Origin of the sequence: Streptomyces sp. NPDC003247, assembly GCF_042888135.1 — a bacterium.
GTDB lineage: Bacteria > Actinomycetota > Actinomycetes > Streptomycetales > Streptomycetaceae > Streptomyces.
In genome coordinates this window covers 123,224-137,296 of record NZ_JBIAPF010000003.1, presented here as the reverse complement: position 1 = coordinate 137,296, position 14,073 = coordinate 123,224, and the positions used below count along the sequence as shown (strand labels likewise).

Annotated in this window: 13 protein-coding genes; 7 read left to right on the top strand and 6 right to left on the bottom strand. The window is 75.9% G+C overall.

The window, feature by feature from the left end; all coding sequences use genetic code 11:
- Positions 1 to 206: 206 nt before the first annotated feature.
- Positions 207 to 1,310: a Vms1/Ankzf1 family peptidyl-tRNA hydrolase gene (locus ACFYWQ_RS10085; protein ID WP_389514642.1), complete on the bottom strand. Its 1,104-nt coding sequence runs from the start codon at positions 1,308 to 1,310 to the stop codon at positions 207 to 209.
- Positions 1,311 to 1,368: 58 nt separating this feature from the next.
- Between ACFYWQ_RS10085 and ACFYWQ_RS10080 the strand changes: the two genes are divergently transcribed.
- Positions 1,369 to 1,707: a DUF6158 family protein gene (locus tag ACFYWQ_RS10080; RefSeq protein WP_389514640.1), complete on the top strand. Its 339-nt coding sequence runs from the start codon at positions 1,369 to 1,371 to the stop codon at positions 1,705 to 1,707.
- A 90-nt stretch (positions 1,708 to 1,797) separates the two neighbouring features.
- Here the strand turns inward: ACFYWQ_RS10080 and ACFYWQ_RS10075 are convergent, their stop codons facing one another.
- The 3 genes from ACFYWQ_RS10075 to ACFYWQ_RS10065 all read right to left on the bottom strand — a co-directional run bounded on the left by ACFYWQ_RS10075 (position 1,798) and on the right by ACFYWQ_RS10065 (position 4,728).
- Entirely contained in the window at positions 1,798 to 2,340 is a 543-nt protein-coding gene (locus tag ACFYWQ_RS10075) for a type 1 glutamine amidotransferase domain-containing protein (RefSeq protein ID WP_389514638.1), read from the bottom strand.
- A gap of 81 nt (positions 2,341 to 2,421) precedes the next feature.
- On the bottom strand, positions 2,422 to 2,799 hold the full coding sequence (locus ACFYWQ_RS10070; RefSeq protein ID WP_389514636.1) for a DUF2795 domain-containing protein: 378 nt from the start codon (positions 2,797 to 2,799) through the stop codon (positions 2,422 to 2,424).
- 123 nt (positions 2,800 to 2,922) lie between these two features.
- Positions 2,923 to 4,728, bottom strand: a complete 1,806-nt coding sequence (locus ACFYWQ_RS10065; RefSeq protein WP_389514635.1) for a thiamine pyrophosphate-requiring protein — start codon at positions 4,726 to 4,728, stop codon at positions 2,923 to 2,925.
- Between the two features lie 286 nt (positions 4,729 to 5,014).
- Here ACFYWQ_RS10065 and ACFYWQ_RS10060 point away from each other — a divergent pair, with 286 nt between their 5' ends.
- The 4 genes from ACFYWQ_RS10060 to ACFYWQ_RS10045 all read left to right on the top strand — a co-directional run bounded on the left by ACFYWQ_RS10060 (position 5,015) and on the right by ACFYWQ_RS10045 (position 9,914).
- Positions 5,015 to 5,809, top strand: a complete 795-nt coding sequence (locus tag ACFYWQ_RS10060; protein WP_389514633.1) for an RNA polymerase sigma factor SigF — start codon at positions 5,015 to 5,017, stop codon at positions 5,807 to 5,809.
- Between the two features lie 207 nt (positions 5,810 to 6,016).
- Positions 6,017 to 7,306, top strand: a complete 1,290-nt coding sequence (locus ACFYWQ_RS10055) for a hypothetical protein (protein WP_389514631.1) — start codon at positions 6,017 to 6,019, stop codon at positions 7,304 to 7,306.
- A 230-nt stretch (positions 7,307 to 7,536) separates the two neighbouring features.
- Positions 7,537 to 8,784, top strand: coding sequence for an aminotransferase class I/II-fold pyridoxal phosphate-dependent enzyme (locus ACFYWQ_RS10050; protein ID WP_389514629.1), 1,248 nt, complete (start codon positions 7,537 to 7,539; stop codon positions 8,782 to 8,784).
- Entirely contained in the window at positions 8,781 to 9,914 is a 1,134-nt protein-coding gene (locus tag ACFYWQ_RS10045; protein WP_389514628.1) for an MBL fold metallo-hydrolase, read from the top strand. The genes ACFYWQ_RS10050 and ACFYWQ_RS10045 overlap by 4 nt, the downstream gene beginning before the upstream one ends.
- A gap of 74 nt (positions 9,915 to 9,988) precedes the next feature.
- On the opposite strand, the gene ACFYWQ_RS10040 is transcribed toward ACFYWQ_RS10045, so the two are convergent.
- Entirely contained in the window at positions 9,989 to 10,621 is a 633-nt protein-coding gene (locus ACFYWQ_RS10040) for a DedA family protein (protein WP_389515910.1), read from the bottom strand.
- Between the two features lie 20 nt (positions 10,622 to 10,641).
- Entirely contained in the window at positions 10,642 to 11,415 is a 774-nt protein-coding gene (locus tag ACFYWQ_RS10035; RefSeq protein ID WP_389514626.1) for an MBL fold metallo-hydrolase, read from the bottom strand.
- An 84-nt stretch (positions 11,416 to 11,499) separates the two neighbouring features.
- Between ACFYWQ_RS10035 and ACFYWQ_RS10030 the strand changes: the two genes are divergently transcribed.
- Together ACFYWQ_RS10030 and ACFYWQ_RS10025 are read left to right on the top strand one after the other, a co-directional pair.
- The gene (locus ACFYWQ_RS10030; RefSeq protein WP_389514625.1) at positions 11,500 to 11,901 is read left to right on the top strand and encodes a hypothetical protein; all 402 of its coding nucleotides are present in this window, start codon (positions 11,500 to 11,502) and stop codon (positions 11,899 to 11,901) included.
- Between the two features lie 84 nt (positions 11,902 to 11,985).
- On the top strand, positions 11,986 to 14,073 hold the full coding sequence (locus ACFYWQ_RS10025; protein WP_389514624.1) for a phage holin family protein: 2,088 nt from the start codon (positions 11,986 to 11,988) through the stop codon (positions 14,071 to 14,073).

The window sequence follows — 14,073 nt, the reverse complement described above, 5'->3', positions numbered from 1 at the left end:
GCCCCCGGGCGGAACGTCTCTTCCGCCCCCGGGCGGGACGTCACCTGCCCCACGGGCCCCCGGGCGGAACGTCTCTTCCGCCCCCGGGCGGGACGTCACCTGCCCCACGGGCCCCCGGGCGGAACGTCTCTTCCGCCCCCGAGCGGGACGTCACCTGCCCCACGGGCCCCCGGGCGGTACCTTCCTTCCACCCCCCGGACGGAACGTCACTTCCAGCGCAGCAGCGCGCCCAGGCCGCCCACCGGGGCCTCCTCGCCCGCCGCGGGGACGACGAGCACGGGCGCGTCGGTGGCGACCGCCGAGCGGATCAGCGCGTCGTCCGCCCGGGCCGCCCATGAGTTCTGCTCGCCGAGCGCCCTGAGCTCCGTGCGGCGCACGGCCACCTGGTCCGGGTCCTCGCCGATCCACACCTCGCGGTGGTTGTCCGGGCCGTCGACGCGGATCAGCAACTCGTCGATCCGGTGCTCCCGGGCCGCCTCGACCAGCGCGGGCACGCCCTCCACGGCCCCGGTACGCCCTTCGTCGTCCGGTGCGCGGGCGGCCAGGAACCGGTCCAGCTCGGCTTCCGCCCGCCGCCGGGTGTGCTCCGTCCGGGCCTGCTCGACGTCCTCGTCCAGCAGCCGGCTGCCCGCGCCGTGCCGGGCCTCGACCACGCGGTCCCGGAGCCGCTGCGGCAGCCGCTCGTGCACGGCCCGCACCTCCCGGTCGTCACCGACCAGGACCAGCAGGTCGGCCCCGGTCTCCTCCTGGCAGTCGGAGAGCGCGGCGGCGACCTCCCCCGCGTTGTGCTCCCAGGTGTTCTCCACCTTCAGCTGGAAGTGCCGCTCGGACCAGTCGGCGGTCGACGTGCGGTGCAGCGGGTGCTGCCGGCCGGCGACGGACCCCGCCTCCTCCCGGCCCAGCCCGCTGCGCAGCTCGAAGTCGGCGCCCCGGCGGTCGACGTACGCCACCACGCACACCGGGTCCTGCCCGGCCAGCTCCAGCAGCGGGGCCACCCGGGGCAGGGGCGCCCACTCGGCCGTGTCGCCCTGCGGGGGCCGGGCCAGCGGCGGGTCGAGGACGACGCGCCCGGCGCGGGCGAACAGCGCGCGCCCGTTCGGCTCGGAGGAGTGGCGCAGGTCGTCGATCGCGCTCTCCACGGCCCGGCAGGTGGCGTCGTCCGCGCCCTGCTCCGCGAGCCGCCGCGCCATCGCCGCGGCCGTGAGATGCCGTTCATGGGGGGTGCTCTCCGTGTGCCGGGAGGTGTCGACGTACACAGAGGCCCAGGGACCGGAATGTTCGTACAGTGGATGCAGGAATCGGAGATCCATGGCTCCCTCCCGGAGGCCGCTCGAGGGTCGGTGTTCCGCACGCGGGTACCCGAACCCCATGGACGAACACGACGAGTGGGGCACGACCATGACCGGAGTCGACCCGGACCGGCTGGACGACCAGCAGCTCATGAAGGAGCTGGAGACGATCCACCGCACGCGCCACGACACCCTGCTGTACGGCTCGAACGACGCGCTGCGCGCCCACAACGACCGCATGGCCCAGCTGGAGGGCGAGTACCTGCGCCGGAATCCGCGCCGCTCCGTCGCCGCGAGCCGCACCCGCGAGGGCGCCCGGGAACGCGACGCCGCCGACGCCCCGGCCGACGCGGGCGGTGGCCGGACCCCGGTCGGCAAGTGGGGGCCGGGCAGAACGGACGGCCCCGGCGGGGCCTGAGCCCACCGGGGCCGTTCCGGCAACCGATCCATATCCCCCGGCCGGCCAGTCGGCCGGGGGACCGGGACCGGTGGGCGTACGCGTACGCCCTCAGCCGGCCTCCCGCGCGAACACCTCCAGGTACGTCTCGCAGAACGCCTTCAGGTCGTCCGGCTTGCGGCTGGTCACCAGCTTGTTCGGCCCGTGGTCGCACACCTTGACCTGCTCGTCCACCCAGGTGGCGCCCGCGTTGCCGAGATCGGTGCGCAGGCTCGGCCACGAGGTCAGCACGCGGCCGCGGACCACGTCCGCCTCGACGAGCGTCCACGGGGCGTGGCAGATCGCCGCGACCGGGCGGCCCTGCTCGAAGAAGTCCCGGACGAACGCCACGGCCCGCTCGTCGGTGCGCAGGAAGTCCGGGTTGGCGACACCGCCCGGCAGGACCAGCCCGCCGAAGGAGTCCGCGGAGGCCTCGCCGACGACCTCGTCCACCGTGAAGGTGTCCGCCTTGTCGAGGTGGTGGAAGGCCTGCACCTCACCGGAGGCCGTCGACACCAGGACGGGCTCGTGGCCGGCGTCCACCGCGGCCTGCCACGGATCGGTCAGCTCGACCTGCTCGACGCCCTCGGGCGCGGTCAGAAACGCGATACGCATGATCGTTCAACGTCCTTTCCTGGCGTGCCGGGGGCGGTGACACCCCCGGCACGGTGCTTCCTGTGGCCCGGTCACGGCCCGTCAGCCGCCCCTGACCAGCGTCTCGGACAGCTCCTGCACGTTCGCGAAGCGCGGCTCGCGCGGCAGCCGCCGTACCGCCGCCACGAGGGCGTCCGGCGCGTTCTTGCGGCGCAGGATCCGGGCGAGGTCCTCCGCGCCCGCGGGGAAGGAACTGCGGCCCAGGATGCGGGCCAGCTCCAGCCGTACGGTCTCCAACGACGCCCGGGGGGTTCCCGGCACCACCGGACCGCCCCAGACCTCCGGGTCGTCCTCGGCGGACGGCTCCGGGTCGTGCCACTCCTCGGACCGCGTGGGGTGCCCGGACCTGAGCAGACCCTGCAGTTCGTGCTTCATCTCGTCGTCCCGGTGGACGCTCAGCCGGTCACTGCCTCGCTGCATGTCTCCCTCCAGACCTTAGGGGTCGGCCCCCCGCGTACCCGAGGGGCGGCGGCCGACACCGGATGCGGCCCGCCGATGTCCCCCGCGCCCCGTCCCCCGTCCCCGTGCCCGGGTGGGGGACGGCTACCGCTTCTCCCGGCCCGCGCTCGGCAGGAACTCCTGCACCTTCGCCTTGAGGCCCTGCCTGATCACCGGGCCCCGGTCCGCGTCGCCCCTGAGGAGCGACGTGGCCGTCGCCTCCATCTGCTCCCAGGTCGCGTGCGGCGGGACGGGCGGCACGGCCGGGTCGGTGAGGAACTCCACGACCGCGGGCCCGTCCGCCTCCAGCGCCGTCCGCCAGCCCGCCTCGACGTCCTCCGGCCTCTCCACGCGTACGCCGGTCAGGCCCAGGGAACGGGCGAACGCCGCGTACTGCACGTCCGGGAGCCGCTGCGAGGGCAGGAAGGACGGGGCGCCTCCCATGGCGCGCATCTCCCAGGTGACCTGGTTGAGGTCGCGGTTGTTCCACACGGCGACGACCAGCCGCCGGTCCAGCCAGCGGTCCTTGTACTTCGCCGCCGTGATCAGCTCCGCGAGCCCGTTCATCTGCATCGCCCCGTCCCCGACCAGCGCGATCACCGGCCGGTCCGGGTGCGCGAACTTCGCGCCGATCGCGTACGGCACCGCGCAGCCCATCGTCGCGAGCGTCCCGGACAGCGAGCCGCGCATCCCGGCCCGCAGCGTCAGGTGCCGCGCGTACCAGTTCGCCACCGAGCCCGAGTCGCAGGTGACGATCGCGTCGGCCGGCAGCAGCCCGTCCAGCGTCCGGGCGACGTACTCCGGGTTGACCGGGTCGGCCGACAGCTCCGCCCGCCGCTCCATCACCTCGCGCCAGTGCCGTACGTTGTCGCACACCGTCTCGTACCACTCGCGGCCGCGCTCCTCGCCCGACGTCAGCATCGGGATCAGCCGGCGCAGCGTCTCCCGGGCGTCGCCGACCAGGTTCACCTCGTACGGGTAGCGCATCCCGACCATGCGCGGATCGATGTCGATCTGGACACCGCGCGCCCTGCCGAACTCCGGCAGGAACTGCGTGTACGGGAACGACGAGCCGATCGTCAGCAACGTGTCGCAGTCCCGCATCAGCTCGTACGACGGGCGGGTGCCGAGCAGCCCGATCGAGCCGGTGACGTAGGGGAGTTCGTCGCCGACGACGTCCTTGCCGAGGAGCGCCTTGGCCACGCCCGCGCCGAGCAGTCCGGCGATCCGCTCCACCTCCGCGCGCGCCCCGGCCGCGCCCTGGCCGACCAGGATCGCCACCTTGTCCCCGGCGTCGAGGATCTCCGCCGCCCGCCGCAGCGACTCCTCCGACGGGACGGTCGTCCACTCGCTCCGGTCGAGGCTGGAGGGAACCATCCTGAACGCGTGCGTGGGGGCCGAGTAGTCCAGTTCCTGGACGTCGCCGGGGATGACGACGGCGGTCGGGCAGCGGCGCGCGTACGCGGTGCGGATCGCCCGGTCCAGCACGTTCGGCAGCTGCTCGGGGACCGTGACCGTCTCCACGAACCCCGCGGTGACGTCCTGGAACAGCGTGTGCAGGTCGACCTCCTGCTGGTAGGAGCCGCCCATCGCGGTGCGGTGCGTCTGGCCGACGATCGCCAGCACCGGCACATGGTCCAGCTTGGCGTCGTACAGCCCGTTGAGGAGGTGGACGGCACCCGGTCCGGACGTCGCCGCGCACACCCCGAGACGGCCGCTGAACTTGGCGTATCCGACCGCCTGGAGCGCCGACATCTCCTCGTGCCGCGACTGCACGAACCGCGGCCGGTCGTCGGCCCGGCCCCAGGCGGCGAGCAGGCCGTTGATGCCGTCGCCGGGGTAGCCGAAGACCTGCTCCACGCCCCACGCGCGCAGCCGTCGCAGGACGTGGTCGGAGACCGTGGTGCTCATGGACGGGACCTCCCGGGCATCGGGAACGAGGGCATGGGGGCGTACGGCGTGACCCCTGTCGGATCACCCGCCGGGCCCTCGGAAAACCTCGGCGGTGTGTGAGGGCGGGGGCCTCGGCGGTGTTTGCGGGCGGGGGCGCAGGGCAGGCGCACACCCAGTGCTTCGGACCGGAGGCACGTCCGGGGGCCACCGCGAGGCCGCGGCCCCGGCAGGCCCGTCCGGCCGCTGTCGCGCGCTCCCGCGCCGACCGGCCACCACAGAGCACTTCAGGGAGTTGCTACGCATCATGCCGAACCGAGCGAGCGCGAGGCACCACCCGCACGACGACGCCCCCGACACCGACCGGGCCTTCCGCCGGCTCGCCGCCCTGCCGCCGGGCCCCCCGCGCGACACGCTGCGCGCCGAGATCGTCGAGGCCTGGCTGCCGATGGCGGACCGCCTCGCCGGACGCTTCCGCAGCCGCGGCGAGAGCTACGAGGACCTGCGGCAGGTCGCCGCCCTCGGCCTGGTCAAGGCCGTCGACCGCTACGACCCCGACCGCGGCCACGCCTTCGAGAGCTACGCCGTCCCCACCGTCAGCGGGGAGATCAAGCGCCATTTCCGGGACCACCTGTGGACGCTGCACGTCCCGCGCCGCGTCCAGGACCTGCGCAACCGGGTCCGGGTCGCCTGCCAGGACCTGTCCCAGACGGTCCCCGGACGCCGCCCCACCGACGCCGAGATCGCCGAGTGCGCGCAGCTGAGCGAGGAGGAGGTGCGGGAAGGGCTGGAGGCGCTGGAGAGCTTCACCGCGCTGTCCCTGGACGCCGAGGTGCCCGGCGGCGACACCGGCCACTCCCTGGGCGACGCGCTGGGGGAGCCCGACCCCGCCCTCGACACGGTGGTCGACCGGGAGGCCGTGAAACCGCGCCTCGCCGCGCTGTCGGAGCGCGAGCGGACCATCCTCTACCTGCGGTTCTTCGGGGACATGACGCAGAGCCGGATCGCCGAGCAGCTCGGCATCTCGCAGATGCACGTGTCCCGGCTGATCAACCGCTGCTGCGCCCGGTTGCGGGAGCAGGTCCTGAAGGACGCGGCGTAGACGACGCGGCATAGACGACGCGGCATAGACGACGCGGCGTGGACACGGACACGGGTCCGCCACGGTTCCGCACGCAACCTCACCCGGTCGGCGGGCCCTTCTCCCGCCAATGGCGGGCGGCCGCGCGCGGCGGCGGGCGGTGCGGGCTGTCATGGCCGTGGGGCATGGACGTCGTGTCCCGCAGCCGCAGGCCGAAGGAGCCGCCCCATGCGCCGCACCGCCCGTGTCCTGTCCGTCGCCGCCCTCGCCGGTGCCGTGCTGGCCGGTGCCGCCCCGGCCGTCTCCGCGGATCCGACGGCCGGGACAGGACCGGCCACGGCCGCCCCGGACGGCAGCGTCACCGTCTCCGTCTCCGTCACCTGCGACCCCCTCGGCGCTCCCGCCCCCGCCACCCTGGCGGCCACCTCGGACGCCTTCGCCGAAGGCACCGTCCGGCTGAGCCTCATACCCGGCAGCGGCGAACCGACCGGCCCCGTCTACCGCGGCACCGCCCGGATCGCCTCCGCCGGCGCACCCGACGCGCCGGAGGAGACGGCCTCCGCCGGCACCGCCCGGATCGCCCGCGCCGGCACACCCGACGGGCCGGAGGAGACGGCCTCCGCCGGCTCCGCTCGGATCGCCCGCGCCGGCGCACTCGACGGGCCGGAGGAGGCGGCCTCAGCCGGCTCCGCCCGGATCGCCCGCGCCGGCACACCCGACGCGCCGGCGCAGACGGCCTCCGCCGGCTCCGCCCGGACCGTCCACGGCACCTGCCCGGCACCACCCGGCGGGCAGCCCGCGCCGTGGAGCGCCACCCTCGACGTCACCCGGGCCGAGAGCGGCGACGAACCGGCCTGCACCCCGTCCCCGGACAGCGCCTGCGACACCACCGAGCAGGCCTGCACCCCGTCCCGGGACGGCGCCTGCGACACCGGGCCGGCCTGCGCCCCCTCCCAGGGCGCCGACTGCGACAGCGGCGCCAAGGCGGGGTGCGCCCCGTCCCAGGGCGAGGAATGCGAGATCGGCGGCAAAACGGCGTGCGCCCCGTCCCAGGGCGTCGACTGTGACAGTGGCGGCGAGCCGGAGTGTGCCCCCGCCCAGGGCGAGGAATGCGAGATCGGTGGCAAACCGGCCTGCGCCCCGTCCCAGGGCGCCGATTGCGACAGTGGCGGCGAGCCGGAGTGTGCCCCCGCCCCCGCCCCCGCCCCCGTCCGTGGCGCGGAGTGCGACGGCGGCACGGCGTGCGCGGCGCCGGAGCACGGCACCTCGTGCGCACCGGACGACCCCTGTGCGAAGGGCCACGACGAGGGCTGTGCCGGCGCGGAACCCTCCTGCCCGCGCGGCCACGACGACCCCTCCTGCGGGCCGCCCTCCGTCCAGCACGGCGTCCGGGCCGGGGCCGGCGGCGCGTTCGGCGTCTCCGTGCCCGCCCTGGCCGCCGGAGGGCTGCTGATCGCCGGCGCGCTCGGCGCCGCCGGGCACCGGCTGTGCCGCCGCGGCCCGCGGGAGGACGCCTGACACCGCGTGCGGGCCGCCCCGCGCCGCGCTGTGACCGGCGCGACCCCGGCCGACGGTCATGGGCGGACGCCCCGCGGGGTACTCAGAGCCCGAGAGCACACCCGGCCCCGTCCGGGACGTCACGCACCACCCGGCACGCGGGCCGGCGGACGGTCCCCGCGCCGAGGGGCGGGACACCCACCGGCCGGCGACAGTACAGGGCACCAGGGACGGACTGCGCGGAGGACCACATGCGGCGGACGGAACCGGGAGGGCACGGGCCCGTCCGCTACGGCCCGCAGCTCCCCCCGGACGGACTGCCCGTACCGCCCGGCCTCGCCGAGGTGCTCGCCGCCTCCGCCACCCGCGCCGAAGGCGAACCCGTCGGCGGCGGGACCGCCCTGCGCGAGGCCGCCTGCGGCTACTGGGAGCGGCGCGGCACGCCCACCGTCCCCGGGCGGGTGGTGGCCGGCCCCGGCGCCCCCGCGCTGCTGCTCGCGCTGACCGCCGCCGTCGGCGGTGACGTCCTCGTGCCGAGGCCCTGCGCGGCCTGGTGGGTGCCGGACGCCCGTCTGCTGGGAAGACCCGTCTTCCATGTGGCGACGCCCGCGGAGTGCGGAGGCGTTCCGGACCCGTTCGCCCTGCTGGAGACCGTGCGCCGGGTCCGGGAGGAGGGCGGTGACCCGCGGCTGCTGGTGCTGTCCGTCGCCGACGACCCCACCGCCACCGTCGCCCCGCCCGAGGTGCTGCACGAGGCCGTGGAGGCCGCCGCCGAGGAGGGCCTGCACCTCGTCAGCGACGAGACCTGGCGCGACACCCTGCACGCCCCGCACGACACCGTGCTGGTCAGCCCCGCCGAGATGCTGCCCGAGCGGGTCACCGTCGTCAGCGACCTCGCCGGCGCCCTGCTGCCCTCGGGCTGGCCGGCCGCCGTCGCCCGCTTCCCCGGCACGGCCGACGGGGACGCCCTCCACGCGCGCGTGCTCGACGTCCTCACCGCCCTCGACGCCCGCGTCGCCGCGCCGGTCGCCGCGGCCGCCGCCCACGCCCTGACCGAGCCGGAACCCCTCACCGCGCGCGTGCGGGACGCCGTACGCCTGCACGCGCGCGTGGCCGCCGCCGCGCATGCCGCCGTGGAGGCGGCGGGCGCCCTCGCCCGGCCGCCGCGGGCCGGCCGGCACCTGTACGTCGACCTCGCGCCCCTGCGCCCGGCGCTGTCCGCGCGGGGCGTCGGTGACGCGCAGGACCTGGAGGACCTCCTCACCGCCCGGCTCGGCATGCCCGCGCCGGGCGGTCACCGCTTCGGGGACGACCTCGGGGCGCTGCGCGTCCGGCTGTCCACCGGCGACCTGCTGGGCGGCACGGACGCGGAGCGCGCGCGCTGCCTCACGTCGCCCACCCCGTGGGAACTGCCCCACGTGCAACGCGCGTTGACCCTCCTGAGGTCGGTCTTCGACGATCTCCGTGACGAAGCTCAGCGATGGGAGCCTCCTCGATGACGCAGCAGTCCGAGTCGACCACCACCACCCCGGGTGCCACGGCCACGGGTCCGACCGCCACCGCGAGCACCACCGTGGTGACCGCGCCCGTACGGGAAGCCGGCCCCCCGGCCCCGGCGAGGCCCGGGCACCCGGGGACCGTCCCGCCGGCGTCCCCCGTCCCGCCGCTCGCCGAGCCGCGCCCGCTGGGCGAGCCGCGGATGTGGCCGCGCACCTTCCACGACCGGTTGACCGCACCGCTGCCCGGCCTCAAGTCCCTCGCCCGGTTCGCCCGCGAGGGCTCCGTACGCCCCGGCAAGGAGGGGCTCGCCGACATCTCCCGGGTGCCGGTCGCGCCCGGCCCGCTGCCCCGCGTGGACGCCCGTACCGTCGCCGTCACCTGGGCCGGACACGCCAGTTGGGTGGTCCGCGTCGGCGGTCTGACCGTCCTGACCGACCCGGTCTGGTCCCGCCGGATCCTCGGCACGCCGGCCCGCATCACGCCCGTCGGCGTCCCCTGGGAGGCGCTGCCGCCCATCGACGCGGTCGTCATCAGCCACAACCACTACGACCACCTGGACGCGCCCACCCTGCGCCGGCTCCCGCGCGACACGCCCCTGTTCGTGCCGGCCGGGCTCGGCCGCTGGTGCCGGCGGCGCCGCTTCACCCGCGTCACCGAGCTCGACTGGTGGGAGGCGGCCGAACTGTCCGGCGTCCGCTTCGACTTCGTCCCCGCCCACCACTGGTCCAAGCGCACCCTCACCGACACCTGCCGCTCGCTGTGGGGCGGTTGGGTGCTGACCGCCCCCGACGGGCGGCGCGTCTACTTCGCGGGCGACACCGGGTACGGCCACTGGTTCTCCCGCATCGGCCGGCGCCACCCCGGCATCGACCTCGCCCTGCTGCCGATCGGAGCCTACGACCCCCGCTGGTGGCTCAGCGACGTCCACTGCGACCCGGAGGAGGCGGTGCGGGCGGCGCGGGACCTGGGGGCGCGCCGGATGGCCCCCATGCACTGGGGGACGTTCGTGCTCTCCGCCGAGCCGGTCCTCGAACCCCTCACCCGGGTGCGGGCCGCCTGGGAGGCGGCGGGCCGGGCCCGCGAGGACCTGTGGGACCTGCCGGTGGGAGGCTCCCGGATCCTGGACTGAGAGTTCCCCGTCCAGACCTGCCGTTCCCCGTCCAGGCCCGCCGTTCCCCGTCCAGGCCCGCCGTCCCCTCCCCCTCAGGCCGCCTTCGTCCTCCGGACCCGGCGCCACACGCTCGGGGCCGCGCTGATCAGCACGGTCAGCGCGACCGCGGCGACCACGCCCTCCCACGGCTCGGGGAACAGCGAACCGCCCAGGATGCCGATCAGCTGGTACGTCACCGTCCAGGCCAGACAGGCCGGCAGGTTGCCCCGCGCGAAGCGGCGCAGCGGCCACTCGGCCAGCAGGCAGGCCAGCATCACCGGTATCCGGCCCGCCGGCACCAGCCGGGACAGCACCAGCACCGCCGTGCCGTGGCCGGCGAGTTTGGCCTGCGCCTGTCCGAGGCGCTCCTCCGGCGCCCGCGACCGGATCGCCTCCAGCCAGCGCGAGCCGTTCTTCGACGTCAGCCCGCGCCGCCCAAGCCAGTACAGCGCCACGTCCCCCAGGAAGGCCGCCAGCGACGCCGTCAGGAACAGCAGCGCCAGCGAGAACGGCGCCGTCTGGTGGAAGGCGACCACGGCCGCCGTACTCACCAGCGCCCCGGTCGGCACCACCGGCACCAGCGCGCCGATCAGCACCAGCAGGAACAGTGACGGATAGCCCAGCGCCTGCTGCGTGGACTCCGTGGGGATGACGGTGACGACCGACGCCGACGCCGATGCCGATATCGATACCGACAGCGACGGCGTCACGACGCGGCCTCCAGGCGCACGCTCTCCCCGTGCCCGAGCCGGTGCACGGCCACCTCCGGCGCCCGCTGCGCAGCCCGGCGCACGAACTCGTCACCCGGCGCATGGAATTCATGGGGGCGCACGGCGTCCAGCCCGATGGGCCAGTACGTGCCGTAGTGCACCGGCACCGCGCTCCGCGGCGCCAGCCGGGCCAGCGCCTCGGCCGCGCGCCCGGCGTCCAGGTGCCCCTCCCCGAGGTACGGCCCCCACCCGCCGACCGGCAGCAGCGCCACGTCGACCGGGCCGACCTCCTCGGCCATGTCCTCGAACAGTCCCGTGTCGCCCGCGAAGTACGTGCGGGCCGCGCCCTCGACGACGTACCCGAGGGCGGGGCAGCGGTGCGGTCCCACCGGCAGCCGCCGTCCGTCGTGCAGCGCCGGCACGGCCCGTATCCGCACGTCACCGACGGACGTCTCCTCGCCCGGCGCCATCTCGCCCAGCCGCAGGTGCGTCAGGCGCCGCAGACCGGGCACGGCGCGCGGCGCGCCCCGGGGCACCAGCAGGCGCGTGCCCGGCGCGAGGCGCGCCAGCGAGGGCACGTGCAGATGGTCGGAGTGCAGGTGCGACACGAGCACCACGTCCGCGCGCCGGGCGTCGGGCGGCGGCAGCGCACCCCGGCGGCGGCGCAGATGCGCCAGCCTGCGGGCGAACAGGGGATCGGTGAGCACACGGACGTCCGAATCCTCGACCGTGCAGGTGGCGTGACCCCACCAGGTGACCTCCACCGGCACCTCTTTGCCTCCTTCGCGCGACTCCCCCGAAGCCTACGGGCAGGGGTAGGGTCGGCGGCGAAACCTGGAGGTGAGGGGGACGCCATGGGACCTGTGCGGGTCACGGCGATCGCGAGTCTGACGCCGCTGGAGGAGCTGGACGACGATCCCTTCCTGGTGGACTCCCGCGGCCAGCACGCGATGTGCGCGCGGTGGGCCGCGGAGCGCGGCTACGCCGTCAGCCGCGAACTGCTCGTGCGGGGCCTGCGGGCCGACCACGACGTGCTGTGGGACGGCGTCCGGCCCGGCGTCGACCTGTTCGTCGCGCCCAGCCGGCGGGTGCTGGAGAGCGCCCTGTCCTCGGTGGAGGAGTTCCTCGCGGAGTGCGCGCGGCGCGGGGTGCGGGTCGAGACGGTGGGCTGCGCGGAACCCGCCTACGACGCGCAGATGAAGGCCCGGGTGCACCGCAGGCTGTCGATGCCGACGGCCGGGTACGACGGAGGCTGACCCCGCCCGGGACGGCCACGGCGGTGTGGCAGGGTGGAGACGGCCCCCGCGCGTGACGGGGCCGGATGGCGAGGTGTTCGGGGCGTGGGTGCAGGGCGTTGGCGGCGGGCGGTCGGTCAGGCCGGGCGGAGCGTCGCGGTGTGGGGGGTGTCCACGGTCACGATGCTCGTCCTCGCGGGGATCCTCCCGGACTTCAGACTCCAGTCGCCCGACGGCGACAGCGCCACCACCATCGCCGTCACCGCGGCCGCCGGCGCGGGCGTGTTCGGTCTGCTGTCGGCCCTGGTGTGGCCCCTCCTGGTCCGCCTGCTGCTGCTCGTGCCGGCCCTCGTCCTCGGCCTGCTGGTGTTCTTCCTCAACGGCTCGCTGCTCCTGCTCGCCCTGCGGCTGAACCCCTCCGGGCAGAGCGAGGCGGCGCCCGAGACCGCCGTCATCGTCGCCGCCGTGATGTCCGCCGTCGCCTCCGCGACCGGGGGCGCCCTCGCCGTCCGCGACGACGACGCCTACCGGCACCGCCTGTACCGCCTCGCCGACCGCCGCCGCCGGGGCGGCCCGGCCTGCCCGGCCGCCCCCGGCACCGTCTTCCTCCAGCTCGACGGCGTCGGCCACGACGTCCTCCTCACCGCCGTCGGCAAGGGGCTCATGCCGACGGCCGCCCGCTGGCTCGGCCACAGCCCGCGGCAGGGCCCGCCCGCCCGGCCCACCCACCGCCTCACCCCCTGGCGCACCGACTGGTCCAGCCAGACCGGCGCGAGCCAGCTCGGCATCCTGCACGGCAGCAACCACGACGTGCCCGCCTTCCGCTGGTACGAGAAGGACACCCGGGAGGTGATGGTCTGCAACCGCCCCACCAGCGCCGCCGAACTCCAGCGCCGCGCGGTCGAGCGCACCGGCGACGGCGGACTGCTCTCCGCCGACGGCGCCAGCCGCGGCAACCTCTTCGGCGGCGGCGCGGGCGAACAGGCCCTGGTGCTGTCCATCGCGGCCCGCCGGCGCTCCCGCGCGACCCGCTCCCGCGCCGGCTACTTCGCGTACTTCTCCGACCCCGCCAACGCCGTCCGCACCGCCCTGTCGTTCGTCGCGGACGTCGTCCGCGAGATCGGCCAGTCCACCCGGGCCCGGCTGCGCAAGGAGCGCCCGCGCGTCGCCCGCGGCGGGCTCTACCCCTTCGTCCGCGCCTTCGCCACCGTCGTCGAACGGGACGTCGTGGTCGCCGCCGTGACGGGCGACATGCTCGCCGGCCGCAGCGCCGTCTACGCCGACCTCGTCGCCTACGACGAGGTCGCCCACCACTCCGGCCCGCTCGGCCGCGACGCCGAGCAGGTCCTCACCCGCCTCGACCGGGCGCTGGCGCTCGTCGAGAAGGTCGCCGAGCACGCGCCGCGGCCGTACCGGATCGTCGTCCTGTCCGACCACGGCCAGAGCCCCGGCGAGACCTTCCGCTCCCGCTACGGCCTCACCCTCGCCGATCTGGTGCGGGCCGGCTGCGGGCTGCCCGTGCCGCGCCGGGCGGAGCGCACCCGCAGCGGCGCCGAGGCGCGCGCCGCGGTCCGGGCGGCCCTGCGCCGGCCGGTGGAGGAGGGCGGTGAGCAGCACCGCCCGTCCCGCCGCTCGGAGCCGGTCGTGCTGGCCTCCGGCAACCTCGGCCTGGTCTCCTTCCCCGACGTGCCGCACCGGATGAGCAAGGAGGAGATCGACGCCCGGCACCCCGCCCTGCTCTCCACGCTCGCCAACCACCCCGGCATAGGCTTCCTCCTCGTCCGCAGCGAGGAGCACGGCGGCGTGGTGCTCGGCGCGCACGGGGCGCAGATCCCCGTGGACCGGCTCGACGAGGAGCCCGGTCCGCTCGCCGTGTTCGGCCCCGGGGCCGCCGAGGCGGTCCGGCGCACGCACTCCTTCCCGCACGCCGCCGACATCATGGTCAACTCCTTCCACGACCCCGCGGACGGCGAGGTCCTCGCCTTCGAGGAGCAGATCGGCTCCCACGGCGGTCTGGGCGGTGCCCAGGCCAAGCCGTTCCTGCTGTCCCCGCTGTCCCTGTCCGCCCCGGTCACCGACGGCGAGGACCTGACCGGCGCCGAGCACGTCCACCGCGTCCTGCGCCGCTGGCTGCGCGAGTCCGACGGTCCCCAGGTGCCCCTGCGCACGGTCCGGGAGGAGCGCGCCGCCTGA

What these genes read in the sequence shown, in the direction of transcription:
- ACFYWQ_RS10085 (WP_389514642.1), bottom strand. Translation starts at nt 1,310, where the DNA reads ATGGATCTCCGATTCCTGCATCCACTGTACGAACATTCCGGTCCCTGG.
- ACFYWQ_RS10080 (WP_389514640.1), top strand. Translation starts at nt 1,369, where the DNA reads ATGGACGAACACGACGAGTGGGGCACGACCATGACCGGAGTCGACCCG.
- ACFYWQ_RS10075 (WP_389514638.1), bottom strand. Translation starts at nt 2,340, where the DNA reads ATGCGTATCGCGTTTCTGACCGCGCCCGAGGGCGTCGAGCAGGTCGAG.
- ACFYWQ_RS10070 (WP_389514636.1), bottom strand. Translation starts at nt 2,799, where the DNA reads ATGCAGCGAGGCAGTGACCGGCTGAGCGTCCACCGGGACGACGAGATG.
- ACFYWQ_RS10065 (WP_389514635.1), bottom strand. Translation starts at nt 4,728, where the DNA reads ATGAGCACCACGGTCTCCGACCACGTCCTGCGACGGCTGCGCGCGTGG.
- ACFYWQ_RS10060 (WP_389514633.1), top strand. Translation starts at nt 5,015, where the DNA reads ATGCCGAACCGAGCGAGCGCGAGGCACCACCCGCACGACGACGCCCCC.
- ACFYWQ_RS10055 (WP_389514631.1), top strand. Translation starts at nt 6,017, where the DNA reads ATGCGCCGCACCGCCCGTGTCCTGTCCGTCGCCGCCCTCGCCGGTGCC.
- ACFYWQ_RS10050 (WP_389514629.1), top strand. Translation starts at nt 7,537, where the DNA reads ATGCGGCGGACGGAACCGGGAGGGCACGGGCCCGTCCGCTACGGCCCG.
- ACFYWQ_RS10045 (WP_389514628.1), top strand. Translation starts at nt 8,781, where the DNA reads ATGACGCAGCAGTCCGAGTCGACCACCACCACCCCGGGTGCCACGGCC.
- ACFYWQ_RS10030 (WP_389514625.1), top strand. Translation starts at nt 11,500, where the DNA reads ATGGGACCTGTGCGGGTCACGGCGATCGCGAGTCTGACGCCGCTGGAG.